We start from the raw sequence: 19,546 nt of genomic DNA on the forward strand, positions 1-19,546 counted from the left end.
CAAAACGTAAACGATCACATATGAAAAAGACCAAAACAGTCAACAAACCAGTAGTCTTTTTATGGATGCTGGTGCTGTGCATACTGGCGCTCTCTCCAGGCTATGCGCAGGAAGGAACTGCTAAAAAGAGAATTACCGGTAAAGTAACCGGCAAACTGGGTGAGGAGGCGATAGCTGCTGCCTCCGTCACCGTTAAAGGAACCACGAACTCAGTACCTACCAACACGCTGGGCGAATTTGTCATCGAGGCCAAGGCCGGCGATGTACTCATCGTAACATCGGTAGGGTATGAAACCAAAGAAACCAAAATCGGCAATGGCAATTACCTCGACATCCGCCTGGATAAAAATTACAACGACCTGCAGGATGTGGTCGTGGTAGGGTATGGCCGCATGAAGAAAACCGACCTCAGTAGCTCGCAGGTTACGGTGTCCTCAACCGATATGAAGCGTACGGTCAACACCACCCTGGAGCAGGGTTTGCAGGGCCGTGCTGCCAACGTATATGTAACCTCCAACAGCGGACAGCCAGGCGCTGCACCATCGGTGTTGATCCGTGGGATCAGTTCGATCAATGGTACCAGCCAGCCCCTGTATGTGATCGATGGGGTACAGTTCAGGCCCGAGAATCCATCCGGTGGTACTTCTACCGGCACCAACCTGCTGTCGGGTATCAATGATGACGATATTGAGTCTGTCAATATCCTGCAAGGCCCTTCGGCCACTGCCATCTATGGTTCTATCGCTTCCAACGGTGTAATCCTCATTACTACCAAACGTGGTAAGGCCGGTGATACCAAGATCTCCGCAACCAGTTTGATCACCATACAGGATGTACCCGAGAAAGTGCCGGTGATGAACCTGCAGGAGTACGCCACTTATCGTAATGAATTCGCCAAGGCGGGTGGAGCGCAATTCGAACCTACCTTCGCCGATCCTTCGGTGCTGGGTGAAGGAACCGACTGGCAGAAAGCCTTGTTCCGCCGCACGCTGTTACAGAAATATGCACTGGGACTTAGTGGTGGTAATGAACGCACCACCTTTTATACCGGCGTTGAATACTTCAAGCAGGAAGGGGTGGCCAAGGGATCGGGTTTTGAGCGTTTCTCGGCACGCCTTAACCTCGATAACCAAACCCGTCGCTGGTTGAAGATCGGTTTGAACCTCAACATCAACCAAACCAAGGAACAGATCAATACCACCAATGGCGACCTGTTAAACATCGCCATCGGCCAAAACCCTTCGGTGCCGGTTACGAATCCCGATGGCAGCTGGGGTGGACCTGTCAATACTCAATACCAATATACCAACCCCGTTGCCCTTGCCGAGATCAATGACAACAGGAACAAAGCGCTCACAGCGATCGGTGGTATCTATGCCGATATCACCATTCTCCCGGGCCTGGTATTTCACAATGACTTCAACACTTCTTATCGTTATACCAACAATTATATATTCAGACCCTCGTATAAGTTCAATGGCTACGAGAACACCACCACCGAATCGAGCCGGGAAAGCGGCAATAATTATTGGTGGGGTTTCAATACACGCCTTCAATACGACAAGAAATTCAAGAAACATGCGATCACGGTTATGGCAGCGCATGAGTCTACCGAAAATGGTTGGGAAGGTTTGAGTGGCTTGCGCCGCGGTTTTGTGACCAATGCCGTGCAGGAACTACCTGGTGGCGATGCCCAATCGGCCACCAACAGCAGCTCGAAAGGATCGGCAGCACGCGAATCCTGGTTTGGCCGCGCCAACTACGTATACAACGACCGTTATATTGTACAGGCTACCATCCGCAGGGATGGATCGGCCAACTTCGGTCCGGAGAACAGGTGGGGCACCTTCCCGTCTGTATCGGCTGCCTGGCGTATATCGCAGGAAAGTTTTATGTCGAATGTCAAGGGATTGAACGACCTCAAGCTGCGCCTGGAATGGGGCAAAAGCGGTAACCAGTGGGCTGGTGGCTACTATGCTACCTTGTACACCGTGCCTACAGCCTGGGGTACGGGTTACCTGTCGGGCAACTTCTCCAACCCCGGTCTGAAATGGGAGAGTGCTACCACCACCAACGTTGGTTTCGATGCACGCTTCTTCGGCAACCGCCTCGAGGTCATCGGCGATTTTTATATCAAGAAGATCACTGACCTGCTCACCACCAACGATTATCCTTTCTACTCCGGCGGCGACATGAGCTACTCTTCGGGTTATATCCGTTTCCCTACTACGAATGTGGGCGAAATGGAGAACAAGGGTTTCGGCATCACCATCAATTCGGTAAACATCGAAAAGCCCTTTACCTGGAAAACAGGGTTGAACTTCTCCATGGATCGTAACAAGATCACCATGCTGTACAACAATACACCGATCAACAGCACGTATGGCACCAGCTCACTGATCAGCTCTACAAGGGTAGGTCAGCCGGTAGCATTGCTGACGGGTTACATGGCAGATGGGTTGTTCCAGAACATCGATCAGATCAAGAAACACGCGGTTCAAACGTCCAGTGGTGTGCTGCTCGTTGACCCGGCACAAGGCAGCTGGGTGGGCGACCTGATGTTCCGCGATATCAGCGGACCCGATGGTAAACCCGATGGCAAGATCGATCAGAACGATCGTACGGATATCGGTAACCCCTGGCCCAAGTTCAGCTTTGGCTTTACCAACACCTTCTCCTACAAAAATTTCGACCTCAGTGTGCTGATCCTCGGCGTGCAGGGCAATGATATTTTCAACTATACCCGTTACGAGAATGAGAATCCGCAGGGAACGGCCGTATACAGCAACTATTTTAAATCCGTGGCTAATTTTGCACGGCCCAGCAGTGTCAATGCCAGCGATCCCAACGTAACCCTTACCAATCCCGGCTACCAGATCGCACGCATCACCACCAATACCGCCAATGGTAATTTCCGCGCCACACAATGGTATGTTGAGGACGGCTCTTACATACGTATCAAGAATGTAACGCTGTCTTATGCCCTTCCCGGCAAATGGGCCTCCAAACTGGCAATGCGTTATCTCAAAGTATCGGCCGGTGTGCAGAACCTGGCCACTTTCACGAAGTACAAAGGATATGATCCGGAGATCGGTATGACGCCCAACAATGGTTCGCTGATGGTGGGCCTGGACGATGCCCGTTATCCCTCTACCCGCATGTACATGTTCAGCCTTACCGCTGATTTTTAACTATCTCAAAATTGCTGAATTATGAATAAGCATACAACCATATTACTATTGCTGGCGCTGGTGGTGTCGCAGTCCTGCAAGAAGGAGTTCCTCAACAGGCCCCCCGAAGATACCCTGATCGCCGATGTGTTCTATAAAACAGCCGAAGAAGTAAGGGCTGGTACTGCTCCGCTGTACAATATCGTGTGGTTCGATTACAATGACAAGGCCGCCCTGTCATTTGGTGATGCGCGTGGTGGCAATATGATCTCCAACGACCGCGATCAGTTCTACCGTTTTGCGGTGCCTGCTACCGATCCCAATACGTTGTTGCCGGCTTATAAATCTTTTTACAAGATCATTGCCCAAAGCAACCAAACCATCCGCAACATCACGATCAATGCTACTGCTGTGGCGGAAGATGTAAAGCGTGCCGGAATCGGCGAAGCCCGGTTCATGCGTGCCATGGGGTATTATTTCCTGGTGAGCAACTGGGGCGCCGTACCCGTCATTTACGACAACGTAAAGCAGATGGGCGATCCCAATGTATTGCGCAATACGCCCGAAAGCATCTGGCAGCTCATCCTGAAAGACTTGCGGTATGCGGCCGAGAACCTGCCGGCAGCACCATTTGCGGAAGGAAGGCTCACCAAATACTCTGCCGAAGGAATGCTGGCACGCATGTACCTCACCCGTGCCGGTGTGGGCAGTGGCGGTACCCGCCGCAAGAGCGACCTCGACAGCGCCAAATATTATGCGGCCGATGTGGTACGCAATGCGCCCAATGTACTCGAGGCCAATTATTATGACCTGTTCCGTGGCGAAAACCACAACAGCGCGAAGAACAATAAAGAAAGCCTGTTCTCCATTCAGTGGATGCCCATCAAAGATCCCTGGGGTATCAACAACTCCTTCCAGGCTTATATGGCGCGTAACGGAGATATTACCGGCAGTTGGGACGGTTGGGGTGCTGCACACGGGGCATCTGCGAACCTGATCAAATACTATATGGACAATCCGGCCGACTCCATCCGGCGCAAAGCGACCTTCATGTTCGATAGCGATTTCTATCCCGAGATCCGCAAAGACCTGGGTGGTTACCGCTTCACGTCCACCGATGTGGCCAATACGAAGAAATACATTATCGGTTCCGTAAAAGACAATGGCGGCAAAGGCAGCGAAATGTGTGCCTATATCAATACCTACATGCTGCGGCTCGCCGAAGTGTACCTGATCTATGCCGAATCGATCCTGGGTGATGCAGCCAGCACCACCGATGCCGAAGCATTGAAATATTATAATGCTGTTCGCAAAAGAGCAGGCATGCCGGAAAAGTCATCCATCACTTTCGACGATATTTTCCTTGAGAAAAGGATAGAGACCGTGTTTGAAGGCATTTACTGGTACGAACTGATGCGTTTGTATTACTTCAATCCCACCAAGGCGAAGGCCATCATCAACGACCAGGATAAAGGGGCGTATACCCTTACCTACAATGGTGGAACAAATCCGCGCACGTGGAAGGCGGTGTATAATACGGTAAAGTATCCGGTAACAGATGCTACTATTTACTTGCCGATACCTGAAGCCGAAATGGTGAAAGCACCCAACCTGGCCAAGCCACCGGTACCATTCGATTTAAGCTTAATGCCCGACTAACCGATTCTTAACACCTAATATTCGCAACCATGCGTAAACATAAAAGATTATTGACCGTACTGCTGGTGCTGCTTACAGCCCTGGTGGCCTGTGATAAGGATAAAGACAGCAAGCCATCCATCGCCCGCCTGCGGGCCATCAGTCCGGCGCCCAACGACAGCACACTCACCACTGCAGGCCCCGGACAAACGGTGGTGATCCAGGGTGCAGGATTCGCTTCTACCAAGCAGATATTCTTCAATGGATACCCGGCACCGTTTAACTCAGCCCTGCTGGCCGATGATAACATTGTGGTGACTATCCCGGCCGACATGCCTTTTGCCAGCCTCGATCAGGCGCAGCTCAATACGGTGAAGGTGATAACTGCCAATGGAGAGGTGGTATTCAATTTCCCCATTGTGCCGCCCCCGCCAGTCATCCTGCTGATGTCGAACGAAAATGCGGTGGCAGGTACCCGCGTAACCATTGTAGGGAATAATTTCTTTTATATCGATAAAGTGATCTTCCCGGGTGGTAAAGAAGTTAGCGCCAACCTTACATCCAATGCAGCTGGTACGTTGCTGTCCGTTACAGTCCCGGCCGGAGTTACCGCATCAGGAAACATAAAAGTGGTGAATCGCTACGGCACCGGTACCTCCATATTGTTGTTCAACGACTTTACAACCGGCGTACTCCACAATGCCGATAATGTGAATCAGATGGAGTGGGGTGGAGAGATCGCTACCGATCCTGCCTTGTATCCCGGTGGCCAGGGTAAGTATACGCTCATTAAAGCGGCCAGTGTTGGTGGAGGTGATATGGGTTGGTGGAATGGTGCACGCTCTATCAATACCTTTAAAGGGCAGTGGGTGCCCCAGGCTGATATCAACAGGCCTTTGACCGATTTCGCGCTTAAGTTCGAGATCAATGCGAAAACTGATTGGGCGCTGGGCCGATTGTACATAGTAAAAGATTATGACTGGGGATACCTGGTAAACTTTGCCCCCTGGAAAAAGGCCGATGGCTCGACCGGCCCGTTCAAAACAGATGGATGGCAAACTGTGGTAGTTCCTCTTACAGAATTCCGCACCAAATCGGGTAGTCTTGATGGTACGGGCACTTCAGCTTCTTCGCTGAAGACTTTGCTGAAGGACAACGTACAGGGCAGCATCCATTTTATGCTGGTGAATCCCGAAACGACAGGGGTAGAGAATTTCGAAGTGGCTATCGACAACATTCGTATTGTGAGACTCCAATAGGAAGGCGGAACCGCTTATCCGGATTGGCAGGTGGTGAGCATAGAGAGCCCCCACCTGCCATCTTTTTAGTCCTTAACTTCAACAGGTGAAACAACAACTTCTTGCTTTTTGCTGCTGCTTTTGTTCCGGCTTTGCGATGGCGCAGGATGCTGGTTTCTTTCTTAACGATTGGCAACCCGTTACTATCACAGCGCCACTCTTTAATAATGTGGCCAAGCCAACCGGTACGGCCGGCGTTAGCATTACTATCGATGCCGGCAATGTCATCAACAAGGTGTCAAAATACTTATTTGGCAACAACGCCAATCCTTACATGTCGCAGATGGTCACCGAGCCGGTACTGATTGACCATATCAAAAACCTTTCGCCGGGTGTAATCCGCATGCCGGGTGGAAATATCAGCAGCGTGTATTTCTGGAATGCCTTGCCCAATACACCGCCCGCCGATGTACCGGATTCGCTCTACGATTCGGACGGAAAAAAGGTGATCGCAGGATGGTGGTACGGAAAGAACACCGCCGGATGGACGCTTTCGCTCGATAACTATTATGGCATGCTGCAGCAAACCGGCAGTACCGGCATTGTGTGTGTCAATTATAGTTATGCCCGGTATGGTACTGGTACCGATCCGGTGAAGCAGGCTGCACACCTCGCAGCTGATTGGGTGCGTTACGACAATGGTCGCACCAAATACTGGGAGATCGGCAATGAAGACGCCGGCCCCTGGCAGGCCGGATACAAGATTGATGTTACTAAGAATAAAGACGGCCAGCCGGAGATCATCAATGGCGGGCTTTACGGCGAACATGTAAAAGTATTCATCGACTCCATGCGCAAGGCGGCCACGGAAAAAGGTGCCACCATCTACATCGGTGCACAATTGATACAGGTGGATGCCGCTACCTCCTGGAACCCGGTAGAACGTAACTGGAACAGTACTTACTTTTCTAAGGCAGGTAATGCGGCCGACTTTTATATCGTTCATTCCTACTACACGCCTTTCAATGAAAACTCCACCGCTACTACCATACTCAATACCGCCGCGGCCGAAACCCAGAGTATGATGAACTGGATGAGGACCACCACGCAACAGGCAGGTGTTGCGTTGAAACCCATTGCACTTACGGAATGGAACATCTTTGCGGTAGGGTCCAAACAAATGGTATCGCATGTCAGCGGGTTGCACGCGACCCTTACACTTGGCGAACTTATTAAAAACAAATACGGCCAGGCTTCACGATGGGACCTCTCGAACGCGTGGGACAACGGCAATGATCATGGCACATTCAGTGCAGGCGATGAGCCAGGCGTTTCCAAATGGGCGCCGCGGCCATCCTTTTACCACATGTATTATTTCAGAAAATATTTTGGCGATCAGCTGGTGGCCTCCTCCGTTACCGGCCACAACGATATTGTAAGTTATGCCTCTACGTTTAGTTCGGGCCAGGCAGGCGTGGTGATCGTCAACAAGGGTACCAGCGCACAACAGGTAAAACTGAACTTTCAGAACTTCAATCCCGGTACCCGGTACTATTGGTACACCCTGACGGGCGATAATGACAACGGAGAGTTTTCGAGGAAGGTATTGGTCAATGGTACCGGCCCTGCGGGGGTAGCCGGTGGTCCGGAAAACTATGTAGACCTCAAGGCCAACGCTGCCCTGTGTGAAAATGATGTACGGATCAGTATCCCTGCCCGCTCGGCCACCTTTGTACTGGTCGAGAAAAGCAGTGTGACCGGAATGGCGGATATCGACCCGGAAGATAAGCTCGTGAAAGTGTATCCCAACCCCGCACGCAATGGCAACTTCACACTTCACCTCAATGGCTTTACACCGGTAGAGTCGATCGGATTGCGTCTTGTGAACAGTGCAGGGCAGTCGTTATATGAAGCGAATGCGCGGGGGCGGCAAATTTGGCCTATGCAACAATACCTGAGGCCGGGTACCTATTGCTTGCAGGTGGTCACGGCCAAAGGAAGTACCACCAAGAAGATATTTGTACCATAAACAGCGTGCACATGCGATCAATAGAAAGTTACGCCGTACTGATTTGCCTCTTACACGCAGCTACCTTACTGGCGCAGCAACCTGTAAATGCGATCCGCATCAACCAGGAAGGTTATTATCCACAGGCTCCGAAGTATGCGGTGCTGGTGGTCAACAAGGCGGCCCGTGATTTTTGTGTTGTATCCGGTAGCGGTAAGGATACGGTCTTCAAAGGCCAACTCGGCGAGCTGAAGACGTCGGCCAATTCAGCCTTGCAAACGCAGCTGGCCGATTTCAGTACCATCCGTAAAACAGGTACCTATCGCCTCGTGGTGCCCGGCACAACAAGCTCTTATACCTTTAGGATTGCACCATCCGTACACCACAGCTCGGCGGTGGCCTTATTGAAAGGATATTATTATCAGCGCGTATCAACAGCGCTTGAAGCTACCTATGCAGGTAGCTGGCATCGGCCTGCCGGCCATCCCGATAATGTAGTACTGATACATCCCTCTGCGGTGAGTACGCAACGCCCTGCCGGTACTGTCATCTCTTCGCCGGGCGGCTGGTACGATGCGGGCGATTACAACAAGTATATCGTGAACAGTGGTATTACGATGGGTACCCTGCTATCGGCCTATGAAGATTTTGCTACTTACTTCGATACGTTGCGCACGCATATTCCCGAAAGCAGGAACAGGATACCCGATGTGCTCGATGAAGTACTGGTCAACCTGCGTTGGATGCTCACCATGCAGGATCCTGCTGATGGAGGCGTGTACAACAAATGCACCAATGCCGCATTCGACGGCATGGTAATGCCGGGTGTTACGAAGGCGCCGCGGTATGTGGTACAGAAGGGAACAGCCGCTACGCTCGATTTCGCTGCCGTGATGGCGCAGGCATCCCGTATCCTGAAAAGGTTCAATAAGCAATTACCTGGTCTGTCCGACTCCTGTCTGCTGGCTGCAAAAGCAGCCTGGCAATGGGCTGCTGCCAACCCGGCGCTGGTATACGACCAGGACAAAATAAACCGTGAATTTAAACCGGTCATCAGCACCGGTGGTTATGGCGATAGAAACTTTTCCGACGAATGGTACTGGGCAGCTGCCGAGTTGTGGATCACTACCGGCGATGATCAATACGCATCACTGATCGGCAAAGCCGATCAACAGGATATGTCGATACCCTCCTGGGCCACCGTGCGTATGCTTGGCCATTATTCCTTGTTAAGAAGCGGACGGCGCTACGCAGCGAAATATCCTGCATCCGCAACTGCACTCAAAGAAAAACTATTACGCTATGCCGATGGATTCGTAGATGCCATTAATAACAATGCATTCCATACGGTGATGGGCAGGTATAGAACCGATTTTGTGTGGGGCAGTAGTGCCGTAGCGGCCAACCAGGGCATACTGTTGATCAACGCCTGGCTGTTGAGCAAAGATCGTCGCTATTTCGAGGCGGCCCTTACTAATCTCGATTACCTGCTGGGTCGAAATGCCACCGGCTATTCTTTTGTTACAGGTATTGGCACCCAGCGTGTCATGAAGCCCCATCACCGGCCCTCGGTGGCAGATGGCATTGTTGATCCTGTACCTGGCTTATTATCGGGTGGACCCAATCCCGGGCAACAGGATCGCTGCAAATATGAGTATGCTGAACCGGAAACCAGTTTTACTGATCAGGATTGTTCTTACGCCAGCAATGAGATTGCCATCAACTGGAATGCACCGGCAGTATACCTGGCGGCTGCCATCGAAGCGCTCTATAAGCGGGTTGGCTACTAAGAGGCCATTGATCAAAAGCTGATCAGCATACCGATCAAAGGGGTAAAGGCGAGTAGGTCTTTCTTATAAGTGATCGTTTCGCCGGAGCCGGCCCCGGTGTTTTGATCGGTCATGGTCTTATGGATGTTGAAATTGCTCCTGGACCAGGATGCCTGCAGGTCGAGGTTCACTGCGGCCCATTTGTTGAGCCTACAACCCATACCGGTAGCAGCAGCAAGCAGTAGTTGGTTCTTCGAGGTCGATCCTCCATCATAATAGATCATGATCACATTATTAGTTTCCTTTTCCTTCAGGTAGTGAAGCTCTGAGTTTACATAAAAAGAGGTGATCCCGATTGATAGTTTAGGCTGCAGGTAGAACCGACCCTGCTCCATGCGGTACACGACGCCCAGCATGCCGCGTTCGAGATGATTGCCCAATGCGTCGGCTGCATAGTTGCTATAAGCAGGGCGCGGACTCACGTAGTATTTGTCACTGTATTGCTGCTCAAGGGCTTGCTGAAACCGGTCGCTTTGTTTGCGCACTTGCTTCGAAGTATTGAGCTGGTAGGTGAACTCAACGCCCCAGTGTTTGTTCCAGAACACACCAAATGATACGACCTGCCAGGAGAGTGATTGTTCATCGTACTGTAACTGATAGTCGGTGATCTCATTTTTGAATAAGGAAGTAATGGGGATATTGATGCCAATGGCCGGTTTAGCCTGCCATTGCCACCTGAATCGTTTCTCCGACTGCGCTGGCAGCAGGAGTGATGGAAGTACCGCGATCAACAGCAGGAAGAAGGACCTATGCATTAGAGCAGTTTTATGGGTGAGGTATCGCTTTCCAGGATCCGTCCGTCGGAAAGCCTGATCTGTACGCGGAACCTGTGTTCAGCCCCACCGGCAGGTGGCGCCATGAGCAGCAAGTCGATCGCCGGTTTCAGTTCCTCGTCAGTAAACAACGTGGGAGAGGTATTCTTTACATAGTCGCCGATGGTGAGGAAGTAGTAAGGCTTATACACTTTGAAATAAGTCGACACATCGGCCCCGGCCAGATGCGTATTGTCAAAATCATTGAGTGTTAAGATACGGATGGCTTCGATGGAATCTTTGGGGCGGTATTGCGTTGGTGGCGGGCATCGGCAGCCGAAAGCATAGGCCGATTGAATAAACAGGGAGCGGCTTTTCTGCAGGCAGGCCATTTTTTCGCGCTCGAGCTGAACGCGGATACCGAATGCGCGTTTCGCTACCGTGTCGGCAGTCGTTACCTGTGGTTCGGCGCCACTGTTGTTGAGGTTGAATACGGATATGGTTTTATTGGTATATCGTTGAATAACTGGCTCAACGCAGTTGCAGCAGGATACTACCACTTCTGCGATCAGGGGAAGAAGCAGGAGAAAAATGACTTTTTTCATGTTGGTCGGGTTGGTCACGTATCGGTAACTGATCAGTTGACCACCCTATTGTACACAATGTTGCTTTGCAGACCAATTTTTCTGCCTGCGGCTTGCAGGGATAAGGTGTATTACTTCCGCCGCAGCGACGATTCGCGGATCTGTAACTCGGGGGTGAGTGTTCTTTTCTCGAATTGCTTGATGGGGCGCTTGCTTTCGATCAATTGCAACAGGAGTTCGGTAGCATCCCGGCCTATCTCGTAAGCGGGTTGGCGAATTACCGTCAGGGGCGGACTGATCAGTTCTGCAATATCGGAGTTGGAGAATCCTACCAGGGCTATGTCTTCGGGCACCCGGAGGCCACGCCTTTTCAGGGTCTTCAGGCAACCGCTGGTGAGCTTATCGCTCATGGTAACGATGGCGTCGGGCTTTTGCTTGAGGGTGAACAGGCGGTTAACGGCTTCTTCGATCTCCGAAAAGATCATGCCGCCGTAAAAGCAATGCTTCACCAGCGAGTCGTCTGCCTGGATGCCATTGGCGGCGAGCGCCTGGCGGTAACCGGCCAGTCTTTCGGAAGTGATCGAGAGGAATTCGGAGTTGGCAATGGCGGCGATCCGCCGGTAGCCATTCTGCACCAGGTGTTCGGTGGCTTCGTAAGCGCCTTTAAAATTATCGACGATCACGCTGTGGGTATTGATCTCTTCGGTGATGCGGTCGAAGAAAACGATGGGCAGCCCTTTTTCGTGCAGGGCTTTGAGGTGGCTGATATCGTTGGTTTCGGTCGAAACGGAGATGAGCAGGCCGTCTACCGAGCGTGACGCGAGGTAGCGCAGGTCCATCACCTCCCGTTCGTACGATTCATGGCTTTGCGAAATGATCACGTTATAGCCGCGATCGTAAGAAATAGATTCGATGCCGTTGATGATCTGGGAGAAAAAGTTGTTGGCTATCTCGCAAACCACCACGCCGATGGAGCGGCTGCGTTTCTCTTTCAGGCTGAGTGCGATGGGATTAGGCCGGTAGTTCAGCTTCTCGGCACAATCCAGCACCAGCTGTTTGGTTTCGGGGCTGATCTCGTAGCTGTCGCGCAGTGCTCTTGAAACAGTTGAAGTAGATATTCCGAGTGCTTTAGCAATATCCTTGATAGTAACTGCTTCAAATTTCATATGCCTGCCGTGATTTAGTTGAGGTCGTTTTCTGGTCGGTCACTAAGATACAGTTTTTCCCGCAGAGCCCTGTAAAACATTCACTTGTCATTTTGACACAACGCCATCGTTGCCGGGAACGATTGCGTAAATAAAACAATTCAAAGACTTCCGCATTCCTGAAAAAGGGTATAGAATTGTTGTGCTATTTGCTAACGAAAAAATTGCTTGCTATGTATGGAATAATCCTTTCTCATAGTGGACGGACCACTGCGTGCCTACCTCTCCATCCGCCCGATACTCCTGATATAAGAAAATGAAATAATTAAACAGATATAGACCTGTTTCGCTGATTCTAACGATCATAAATCCTCATTCCCGAACTATTTACTTTAAAAACTGCTGTATGAAAAGACTATTGATGCTATTGGTGTTATTTGCCGCATCAAAAGGACTGATTGCCCAAACGACTGTAAAGGGAACGGTGCTGGACGACAGTACCGGCCTTCCGTTGCCGGGTGTATCGGTTATCCTGGAGGGCACCACCAATGGTACGCAAACCGGGGCCGACGGAAAATTCTCCCTTTCTGTTCCCGCCACGACCAAAAAGCCTCAAATCACCGTCACTTCACTGAGCTATACCTCCCAAACGGTGAACGCGGCCAATGCAGCCAATCTTACCATCCGCTTAAAGAAGAGCCAGAGCACACTCGATGATGTGGTGGTGATCGGTTATGGCACCTCGCGGCGTAAGGATCTTACCGGTGCTATCAGTTCTTTACCCGGCAAAGTATTGGAGACAATACCCGTTGCGAATGCTGCCGAAGCGCTTACAGGGCGTATCCCCGGTGTTATGGTTACGTCTACCGACGGTGCTCCGGGTGCCGAAGTGGTGATCCGCGTGCGTGGGGGTGGATCGGTAACGCAGGACAACTCCCCGCTTTTCATCGTAGATGGTTTTCCCGTTGATAATATCAATGACATCGCCACCACCGATATCGAGAGCTTCGACGTGTTGAAAGATGCATCGGCTTCTGCCATTTATGGATCACGTGGCGCCAATGGCGTTATCATCGTAACCACCAAACGGGCAAAAGCGGGCAAGGCTGTGGTCTCTTATAATGGCTTCGCACAGGCGCGTGCTTTTCCCCGTAAGCTGAAAGTATTATCGCCCTACGAATTTGTGCTGGCACAATATGAATATGCCCGTCTGAGAAGTCAGAGCGATGTAGATAACTTCTCTAAATTTTTCGGCGTGTTTGGTGACCTCGAATTATATAAAGCTCAAAAGGGAACCGACTGGCAGGAAGAATTGTTCGGCGACCCGCCTGTTTCCACCCAGCACAATATCAGTGTAGCTGGTGGCACCGACAAAACCAAGATCAACCTCAGCTTTACCAATAATAAAGATGAAGGACTGATGACCGGTTCTTCTTACGAAAGAAATTACCTGAGCTTTAAACTTAATCAGGAGATATCCAAATCGATTAAGTTAGACGCTGGCGTGCGTTACAGCAAGGCAACTACCATGGGAGCCGGTACCGCAGCCGGTGCAAGCGTTCGTATCAATGATGCCATCACTACACGGCCGGTAAACGGTCTGGCCGATCAAATTGTACCAGATGAAATTTCTGCAGACCAGGGTGATGATTACGAACAATTCCTGAAAAGTTTGATTGCTCCTCCAAAGGTGGCCGAACAGGATTACCGCAGAAGGATCGCCAATACCCTTAACCTCAGCGCCGCATTGACCTGGCAGATCATGAAAGGTCTTTCATTCCGTACCGACTTCAACATCGATCGCATGCAGGAAGAAGTGCGTCGGTATTACGGACCACTTACGGGCGAGTCGAGGAACGTGGGTGGTAACCTGCCGCTCGGTGAGATCACCGATAATTCCAAAGACGGCTATCGCTGGTCAAACACCCTTACTTATAATTTCAAAACTGGAAACGACCATACCTTCACGGTGATGGGCGGCCACGAGATGATCGATGCCAAGGGCATGGTTAAATTCATGCGCGCCAAATATTTTGCCGAGAACCTGCAGCCCGAAAAGCTGTTCTCGAATTTTTCGTTGGGAACGGTTGATCGACTCTCGTCGAATGATCTCGTAGGTAATTCACTCATGTCTTTCTTCGGCCGGGCCAATTATTCTTATAAAGGGAAATACCTCGCTTCACTCACTTTCAGAGCAGATGGATCGAGTTTATTTGCCCAGGGCAACCAGTGGGGTTACTTCCCTTCTGTGTCGGTGGCCTGGCGTTTATCCGAAGAGGATTTCCTGAAGGACGTGAATTTTGTCAATGACCTTAAGCTCCGTCTTAGCTATGGAGAAGCTGGTAACAACCGCATCGGCATCAATAACTTTAAAGAAACCTACATGATCTCCGATGTACGCACCATTGGTTTCGGAGATGTGGCCAATCCTTATTATACGTTCACCGCTGCGGAATTGCCCAATCCAACCCTCCGCTGGGAAACAACGGTTACCCGTAATGCAGGTCTCGATTTTACCCTCTTCGGTAATGCAGTAACAGGTTCACTGGACGTGTACTGGAATACCACCAAGGACCTGCTCGTCAAAGAACCAATACCACAGCTCACCGGTTTTTCAAGCCAGTGGGTCAATATCGGCCAAACCTCCAACAAGGGTATTGAACTTGGCTTGAATGCGAACCTGATCAATAAGAAAGATTTTACCCTGACTGGTTCTTTTAATATCGGTTCCAATACTGCACGTATCGATGCATTGGGCGCCGCTACTCAAATGTCGGTCAACTCCAATTGGGCCAGCACCGATCTGAAAGCGCAGGACGATTTCCGCGTGATAGTAGGGCAAACAGTGGGGCTCATGTATGGATATGTGACCGATGGCTTTTACACTTCCGACGACTTTGCATCCTATAATCCCGCCAACGGTTCTTATACTTTGAAAGATAAGATCGCCAATGCTGCGGCAGTATCGGGTGGTATCAGCATCCGCCCCGGTGTGCTGAAACTGAAAGACCTCAACGGCGACGGGGTGATATCGCCCGACAAAGACCGTCAGATCATCGGCCAGGCGCTGCCTAAATTTCAGGGTGGTTTTGGATTGAACACAACCTATAAAGGACTCGACGCATCTGTGTTCTTCAACTTTGTGTATGGCAACGATGTGTACAATACCGGAAAGATCAGTCTGAACATGCTGTATCGTACTACTTATGGCAATATGCTCAATACGGTCAATTCAAATGATCGGTACAAATACATCGACGCCAATGGCGTGCTCGTTACGGATCTGCAAAAGCTGGCAGAGTTGAACAAGGATGCGAAGATCTGGTCGCCCTTTTCGATGGGTACGGCATCGCCGGTGTTCCATTCCTGGGCAGTGGAAGATGGCTCCTTCCTGCGACTCAATAATATCACCATTGGTTATTCATTGCCCAAGAGTCTGATCTCGAAAGTTGCGATGACTCGTTTCCGTGTGTATGCAACTGTGTACAATGCGTTCCTGTGGACGAAATACACGGGTTACGATCCCGAGGTGAGCGCTAACCGCAATACGGGATACAATGCCCTTACGCCGGGGGTGGACTATTCGGGATATCCCAAAAGCCGTTCGTATACGGTTGGTCTGAACATCACCTTCTAACTGTTATTTCCAACACAGAAAAAATTGAATGTATGAAACGTCTTGCCATATATAGTCTCGCAATACTGCCCCTCGTGGCAGGTTCCTGTAAGAAGTTCCTCAACAAAGAATATGAATCGGTCTTTGAAGAAGAATATGTTTTCGGCAGCGAGCCCGATGCCCGCAAGGCCGTGAATGCGGCCTACGCCTTGTTCAATCAGGATGCTTTTACTTCCCGCGTTTCGAACAATTTTACCGGTAACTCCGATATTGAGGTGGGTGGAGTAGGAGCATCGCCCGATAACTCGCGGCGCGATATCTGGTCGTTCGAGGCTTCCGATGCCAATGCCGACCTGCTCACGGTATGGAATAATGCCTATAGCGCCATTAACCGGGCCAACGATGCCGTTGAAGGAATTACCAATAGTTCTATCTATAAAGTGTCGTCCGAAATGAAGCAGCTGGCCGGCGAGGCAGCTGCGCTGCGTGCCTACTGGTATTACCTGTTGATGAACCATTGGGGCGATGTGCCGTTCAAGTTCAAGCCTACCAAGTCGGGCGATAACTTCTATTTGGCCCGCACAAACAGGGATAGTGCACTGACAGCGCTGATAGAAGATCTCCGGAAATATGAGCCGAACATGAAATGGGCTAAGGACCTCGACTTCGGTATCGAGCGGATGAACCGTGAGTTTGTGATCGGCATGATTGCCCGGCTGTCGCTGATGCGCGGCGGTTATTGGTTGTATCCGGATATGAAGATGAAGCGAATGCCCGATTACCTCAACTATTACAAGATTGCGAATGAGTACTGCAAGAAGCTGATTGAACTACAGCCGCATAACCTCAACCCCGATTTTAAGAAGATCTTTTACAACGAGTGCCAGGGCGTTACACCGCTTAATGATGATGTGTTGTACGAAGTAGCCTTCCATCCGGGCTTTGGTGATGTGGGTTGGTGCAATGGCGTAAAGGTCGATGCCGGATCGCATGCTTATGGCTCCGGTTCCAATTACCTCAGCCTGCCCCCCAGCTACTATTATTCGTTCGATACACTCGACAAGCGGCTGGAAGTAACCTGTGCCATTACCTATTTCGATGCAACGCTCCAGGAGCTGCCTTCGGCTTCTACCTCTATTGCACCTGGCAAATGGAACCGCCTGTGGTTGAAAACACCTCCGGGGTCAGCCTCTGCCAAAGGAACGGGTATCAACTGGCCGCTCATGCGCTACAGCGATGTATTGCTCATGCTGGCCGAAACGGAAAATGAGATCAACAATGGCCCTACGGCTGCCGCAAAAGAGGCGTTGGCCAAAGTACGTCGCCGTGCATTCGACAGTAAGAACTGGGCAGAAAAGGTGGACGCCTATATCGCGGCCCAAAGCAGCAAAGATGCTTTCTTCGAGGCGATCGTTGATGAACGTGCCTGGGAGTTTGGCGGCGAGTGCTTACGTAAGTATGACCTCGCTCGCTGGAACAACTACGGTCAGAAGATCGCAGAAGCCAAAAAGATCATGACCGATATGGGAGCAGACGCTTATGGCGTTGGACCGGGCACCTATGCCAACCTTCCTGATTATCTCTATTATAAAAAGACAGATATCAAAGGCGTTGTCTGGTATTCTAAATACAGGAAGCCTGCTGTTGCGCCGCCGGTAGTGGATGTGCCGGCGAAGGGTGATAATCCTACTGGCTACCTGCGCTTCGCCTGGAACCGCTCCCTGCGCAATACAACGGCACCAGGTGGCCCTTCAGATTTTATTATCAGAACATGGAGAGGCTACAAGGATGAATCGGGCGTATTGCCGGTACGTTACATTCTTCCTTTACATGGCTCGGTGCTTACCAATAGCCAGGGTACACTGAAAAACGACGGATACGGATACTAATAAAACTACTACCATGCAAATCAAACGTTCAATCATATATATCATACTTACCTGTTTCTGTGCCGGGGTATTCCTCGCGGCCTGCAAAAAGGACGAAGTTGAAGAACAGGTCAGGTTATTCCGCCCGGTATTAAAGGGCGATCTTGAGTCGGGCGGCAACTGGATTGAAGTGAACTGGCAGTCCATTAAAGGCGCCAAAACCTATACCATTCAGATCAGTAAGGATACATTCAAGACCGTATTCCAATCGGCGCAGGTAGATACTAATGGGCACCTGTTCCAAAACCTCGATTTTGAAACGCTTTATCAGCTCCAGGTAAAAGCCAATGCAGAAGATACGGTGTACAACTCGAAGTGGTCGACATTGGGTGCTATTAAAACGCCGAAATTCCCTTCTGTGCTGACTATACCCCTCGACGCGGATATGACGGATAAGACCGTAAAAGTAAAATGGACCAACAGTGGAGCAGCTCTTACAAGTCTGAAGGTGTTACTGGCTTCGGACAACTCCCTGGTAAAGGAAGTGCCGCTCGACGGAACTGATATTACCAATCAATTCAAGATCGTTGCAGGTCTCACAGCTAAAACTAAATATACCATCTCCATTTACAGCGGAACCGCTTTACGCGGAACGGAATCTTACACAACCAAAGAGCCAAGCCTTTACACCACCGTATTGAAACCCGGCGACGACTTGGTTACTGCAGTGGCCAATGCCGCGAACGGTGATGTCATCGGTCTGGATCCGGGCTCCTACAACTGTGTCGACGCTACATCTACTTATACCAACCTGGTCATTTCGCAAAAGACGATCTCCATTGTTTCCACATCCGGCGATCCAACCAAAACAAAAGTCAATTTCAAAGAGATTACGTTAAAAGGTACTGGAGCAGGTGTAACGCTTAAAGGAATTGAATTCGATGGTTCGGCTGGTTCTGCCGCTTATTTTCTGAATCTAACAGGGCTTACACTGGATGCAGATGCTGCTACATTCACGGACCTGGTCGTTGATAACTGTATCGTGAAAACGGTGGCCAACTGCTTTCTCAGGGGGAACAGGGCCAATGCGGGCGATCATAAGGTGAACCTGATCAAGGTGAGCAATACCGTAGCTTCTAATAGCGGGGTTGGTTCTACCTATGTGTTCTTTACGGTGGACAAATTACAGTTTACGAAATTAGAATTGGTAAAATCTACATTTCACAGCATGGGCCGGGCCTTCATCAACTGTAGTGCAACATTGTCGGGCGCCAAGCCAACGATCCTCGTTGATCAATGCACCATCAATAATTTCGGATCGGGTGGCACCTCGAGGAACTATACCATCTTTGATGCGAATGCAAACCCGGTTGACCTTACCATTCAGAATTCTATTATCGCCAATACCCCCATGAAGGACCAAACGATTGGTAACGCAGCCATTAGAGCTTCAGCAGCCACATCGGTATTGCTGTTTACCAATAACAACACCTTTAACGTCACCAATGGAGCAGCTACGCCGGCAGCATTGACCTATCCGGCCAACCTTACCATGACAAGCAATAAAACAGTGGGGCTTGGATGGGATGGTACCACAACGAACTTCAGTTTACCCGCTGGCTCGGAATTAAGAACCAGCAGCTCATCGGGCGGCCCCATCGGCGATCCGCGCTGGGCACAATAAAATAATAGCAACGT

The 19,546-nt window shown here is 50.5% G+C and carries 11 protein-coding genes; 8 read left to right on the forward strand and 3 right to left on the reverse strand.

Features of this window, described 5'->3' with window-relative positions:
* Nucleotides 1-20 precede the first annotated feature (20 nt).
* The 5 genes from P2H89_RS13965 to P2H89_RS13985 all read left to right on the forward strand — a co-directional run bounded on the left by P2H89_RS13965 (nucleotide 21) and on the right by P2H89_RS13985 (nucleotide 9,844).
* On the forward strand, nucleotides 21-3,191 hold the full coding sequence (locus P2H89_RS13965; protein WP_275827765.1) for a TonB-dependent receptor: 3,171 nt from the start codon (nucleotides 21-23) through the stop codon (nucleotides 3,189-3,191).
* 21 nt (nucleotides 3,192-3,212) lie between these two features.
* Entirely contained in the window at nucleotides 3,213-4,829 is a 1,617-nt protein-coding gene (locus P2H89_RS13970) for a RagB/SusD family nutrient uptake outer membrane protein (RefSeq protein WP_275827767.1), read from the forward strand.
* A 29-nt stretch (nucleotides 4,830-4,858) separates the two neighbouring features.
* Nucleotides 4,859-6,067 (forward strand): glycan-binding surface protein, encoded by a 1,209-nt coding sequence (locus P2H89_RS13975; protein ID WP_275827769.1) that lies wholly within the window; start codon nucleotides 4,859-4,861, stop codon nucleotides 6,065-6,067.
* An 85-nt stretch (nucleotides 6,068-6,152) separates the two neighbouring features.
* Complete coding sequence (locus tag P2H89_RS13980) at nucleotides 6,153-8,075, forward strand: T9SS type A sorting domain-containing protein (protein ID WP_275827771.1); 1,923 nt, start codon at nucleotides 6,153-6,155, stop codon at nucleotides 8,073-8,075.
* Between the two features lie 11 nt (nucleotides 8,076-8,086).
* Nucleotides 8,087-9,844, forward strand: coding sequence for a glycoside hydrolase family 9 protein (locus tag P2H89_RS13985; RefSeq protein ID WP_275827773.1), 1,758 nt, complete (start codon nucleotides 8,087-8,089; stop codon nucleotides 9,842-9,844).
* An 11-nt stretch (nucleotides 9,845-9,855) separates the two neighbouring features.
* On the opposite strand, the gene P2H89_RS13990 is transcribed toward P2H89_RS13985, so the two are convergent.
* From P2H89_RS13990 to P2H89_RS14000, 3 genes are all read right to left on the reverse strand, one after another.
* A complete protein-coding gene (locus tag P2H89_RS13990; protein ID WP_275827775.1) occupies nucleotides 9,856-10,638 on the reverse strand; it encodes a hypothetical protein in 783 nt (260 codons plus the stop codon).
* The gene (locus tag P2H89_RS13995) at nucleotides 10,638-11,240 is read right to left on the reverse strand and encodes a DUF5034 domain-containing protein (RefSeq protein WP_275827777.1); all 603 of its coding nucleotides are present in this window, start codon (nucleotides 11,238-11,240) and stop codon (nucleotides 10,638-10,640) included. Before P2H89_RS13995 ends, P2H89_RS13990 begins: the two co-directional genes overlap by 1 nt.
* Nucleotides 11,241-11,350: 110 nt before the next feature.
* On the reverse strand, nucleotides 11,351-12,385 hold the full coding sequence (locus P2H89_RS14000) for a LacI family DNA-binding transcriptional regulator (RefSeq protein WP_275827779.1): 1,035 nt from the start codon (nucleotides 12,383-12,385) through the stop codon (nucleotides 11,351-11,353).
* 385 nt (nucleotides 12,386-12,770) lie between these two features.
* Here P2H89_RS14000 and P2H89_RS14005 point away from each other — a divergent pair, with 385 nt between their 5' ends.
* From P2H89_RS14005 to P2H89_RS14015, 3 genes are read left to right on the forward strand one after another with little or no spacing between them, the layout of a single operon-like run.
* Nucleotides 12,771-16,001 (forward strand): TonB-dependent receptor, encoded by a 3,231-nt coding sequence (locus P2H89_RS14005; RefSeq protein WP_275827781.1) that lies wholly within the window; start codon nucleotides 12,771-12,773, stop codon nucleotides 15,999-16,001.
* A gap of 32 nt (nucleotides 16,002-16,033) precedes the next feature.
* Nucleotides 16,034-17,869 (forward strand): RagB/SusD family nutrient uptake outer membrane protein, encoded by a 1,836-nt coding sequence (locus P2H89_RS14010; RefSeq protein ID WP_275827783.1) that lies wholly within the window; start codon nucleotides 16,034-16,036, stop codon nucleotides 17,867-17,869.
* A 13-nt stretch (nucleotides 17,870-17,882) separates the two neighbouring features.
* Entirely contained in the window at nucleotides 17,883-19,532 is a 1,650-nt protein-coding gene (locus tag P2H89_RS14015) for a DUF4957 domain-containing protein (protein WP_275827784.1), read from the forward strand.
* Nucleotides 19,533-19,546 lie beyond the last annotated feature (14 nt).

Source organism: Paraflavitalea sp. CAU 1676 (assembly GCF_029223285.1).
Taxonomy (GTDB): domain Bacteria; phylum Bacteroidota; class Bacteroidia; order Chitinophagales; family Chitinophagaceae; genus Paraflavitalea.

Bases quoted from the DNA above. Each gene is read 5' to 3' on its own strand.
- P2H89_RS13965 (WP_275827765.1), top strand. From the start codon at position 21: ATGAAAAAGACCAAAACAGTCAACAAACCAGTAGTCTTTTTATGGATG.
- P2H89_RS13970 (WP_275827767.1), top strand. From the start codon at position 3,213: ATGAATAAGCATACAACCATATTACTATTGCTGGCGCTGGTGGTGTCG.
- P2H89_RS13975 (WP_275827769.1), top strand. From the start codon at position 4,859: ATGCGTAAACATAAAAGATTATTGACCGTACTGCTGGTGCTGCTTACA.
- P2H89_RS13985 (WP_275827773.1), top strand. From the start codon at position 8,087: ATGCGATCAATAGAAAGTTACGCCGTACTGATTTGCCTCTTACACGCA.
- P2H89_RS13990 (WP_275827775.1), bottom strand. From the start codon at position 10,638: ATGCATAGGTCCTTCTTCCTGCTGTTGATCGCGGTACTTCCATCACTC.
- P2H89_RS13995 (WP_275827777.1), bottom strand. From the start codon at position 11,240: ATGAAAAAAGTCATTTTTCTCCTGCTTCTTCCCCTGATCGCAGAAGTG.
- P2H89_RS14000 (WP_275827779.1), bottom strand. From the start codon at position 12,385: ATGAAATTTGAAGCAGTTACTATCAAGGATATTGCTAAAGCACTCGGA.
- P2H89_RS14005 (WP_275827781.1), top strand. From the start codon at position 12,771: ATGAAAAGACTATTGATGCTATTGGTGTTATTTGCCGCATCAAAAGGA.
- P2H89_RS14010 (WP_275827783.1), top strand. From the start codon at position 16,034: ATGAAACGTCTTGCCATATATAGTCTCGCAATACTGCCCCTCGTGGCA.
- P2H89_RS14015 (WP_275827784.1), top strand. From the start codon at position 17,883: ATGCAAATCAAACGTTCAATCATATATATCATACTTACCTGTTTCTGT.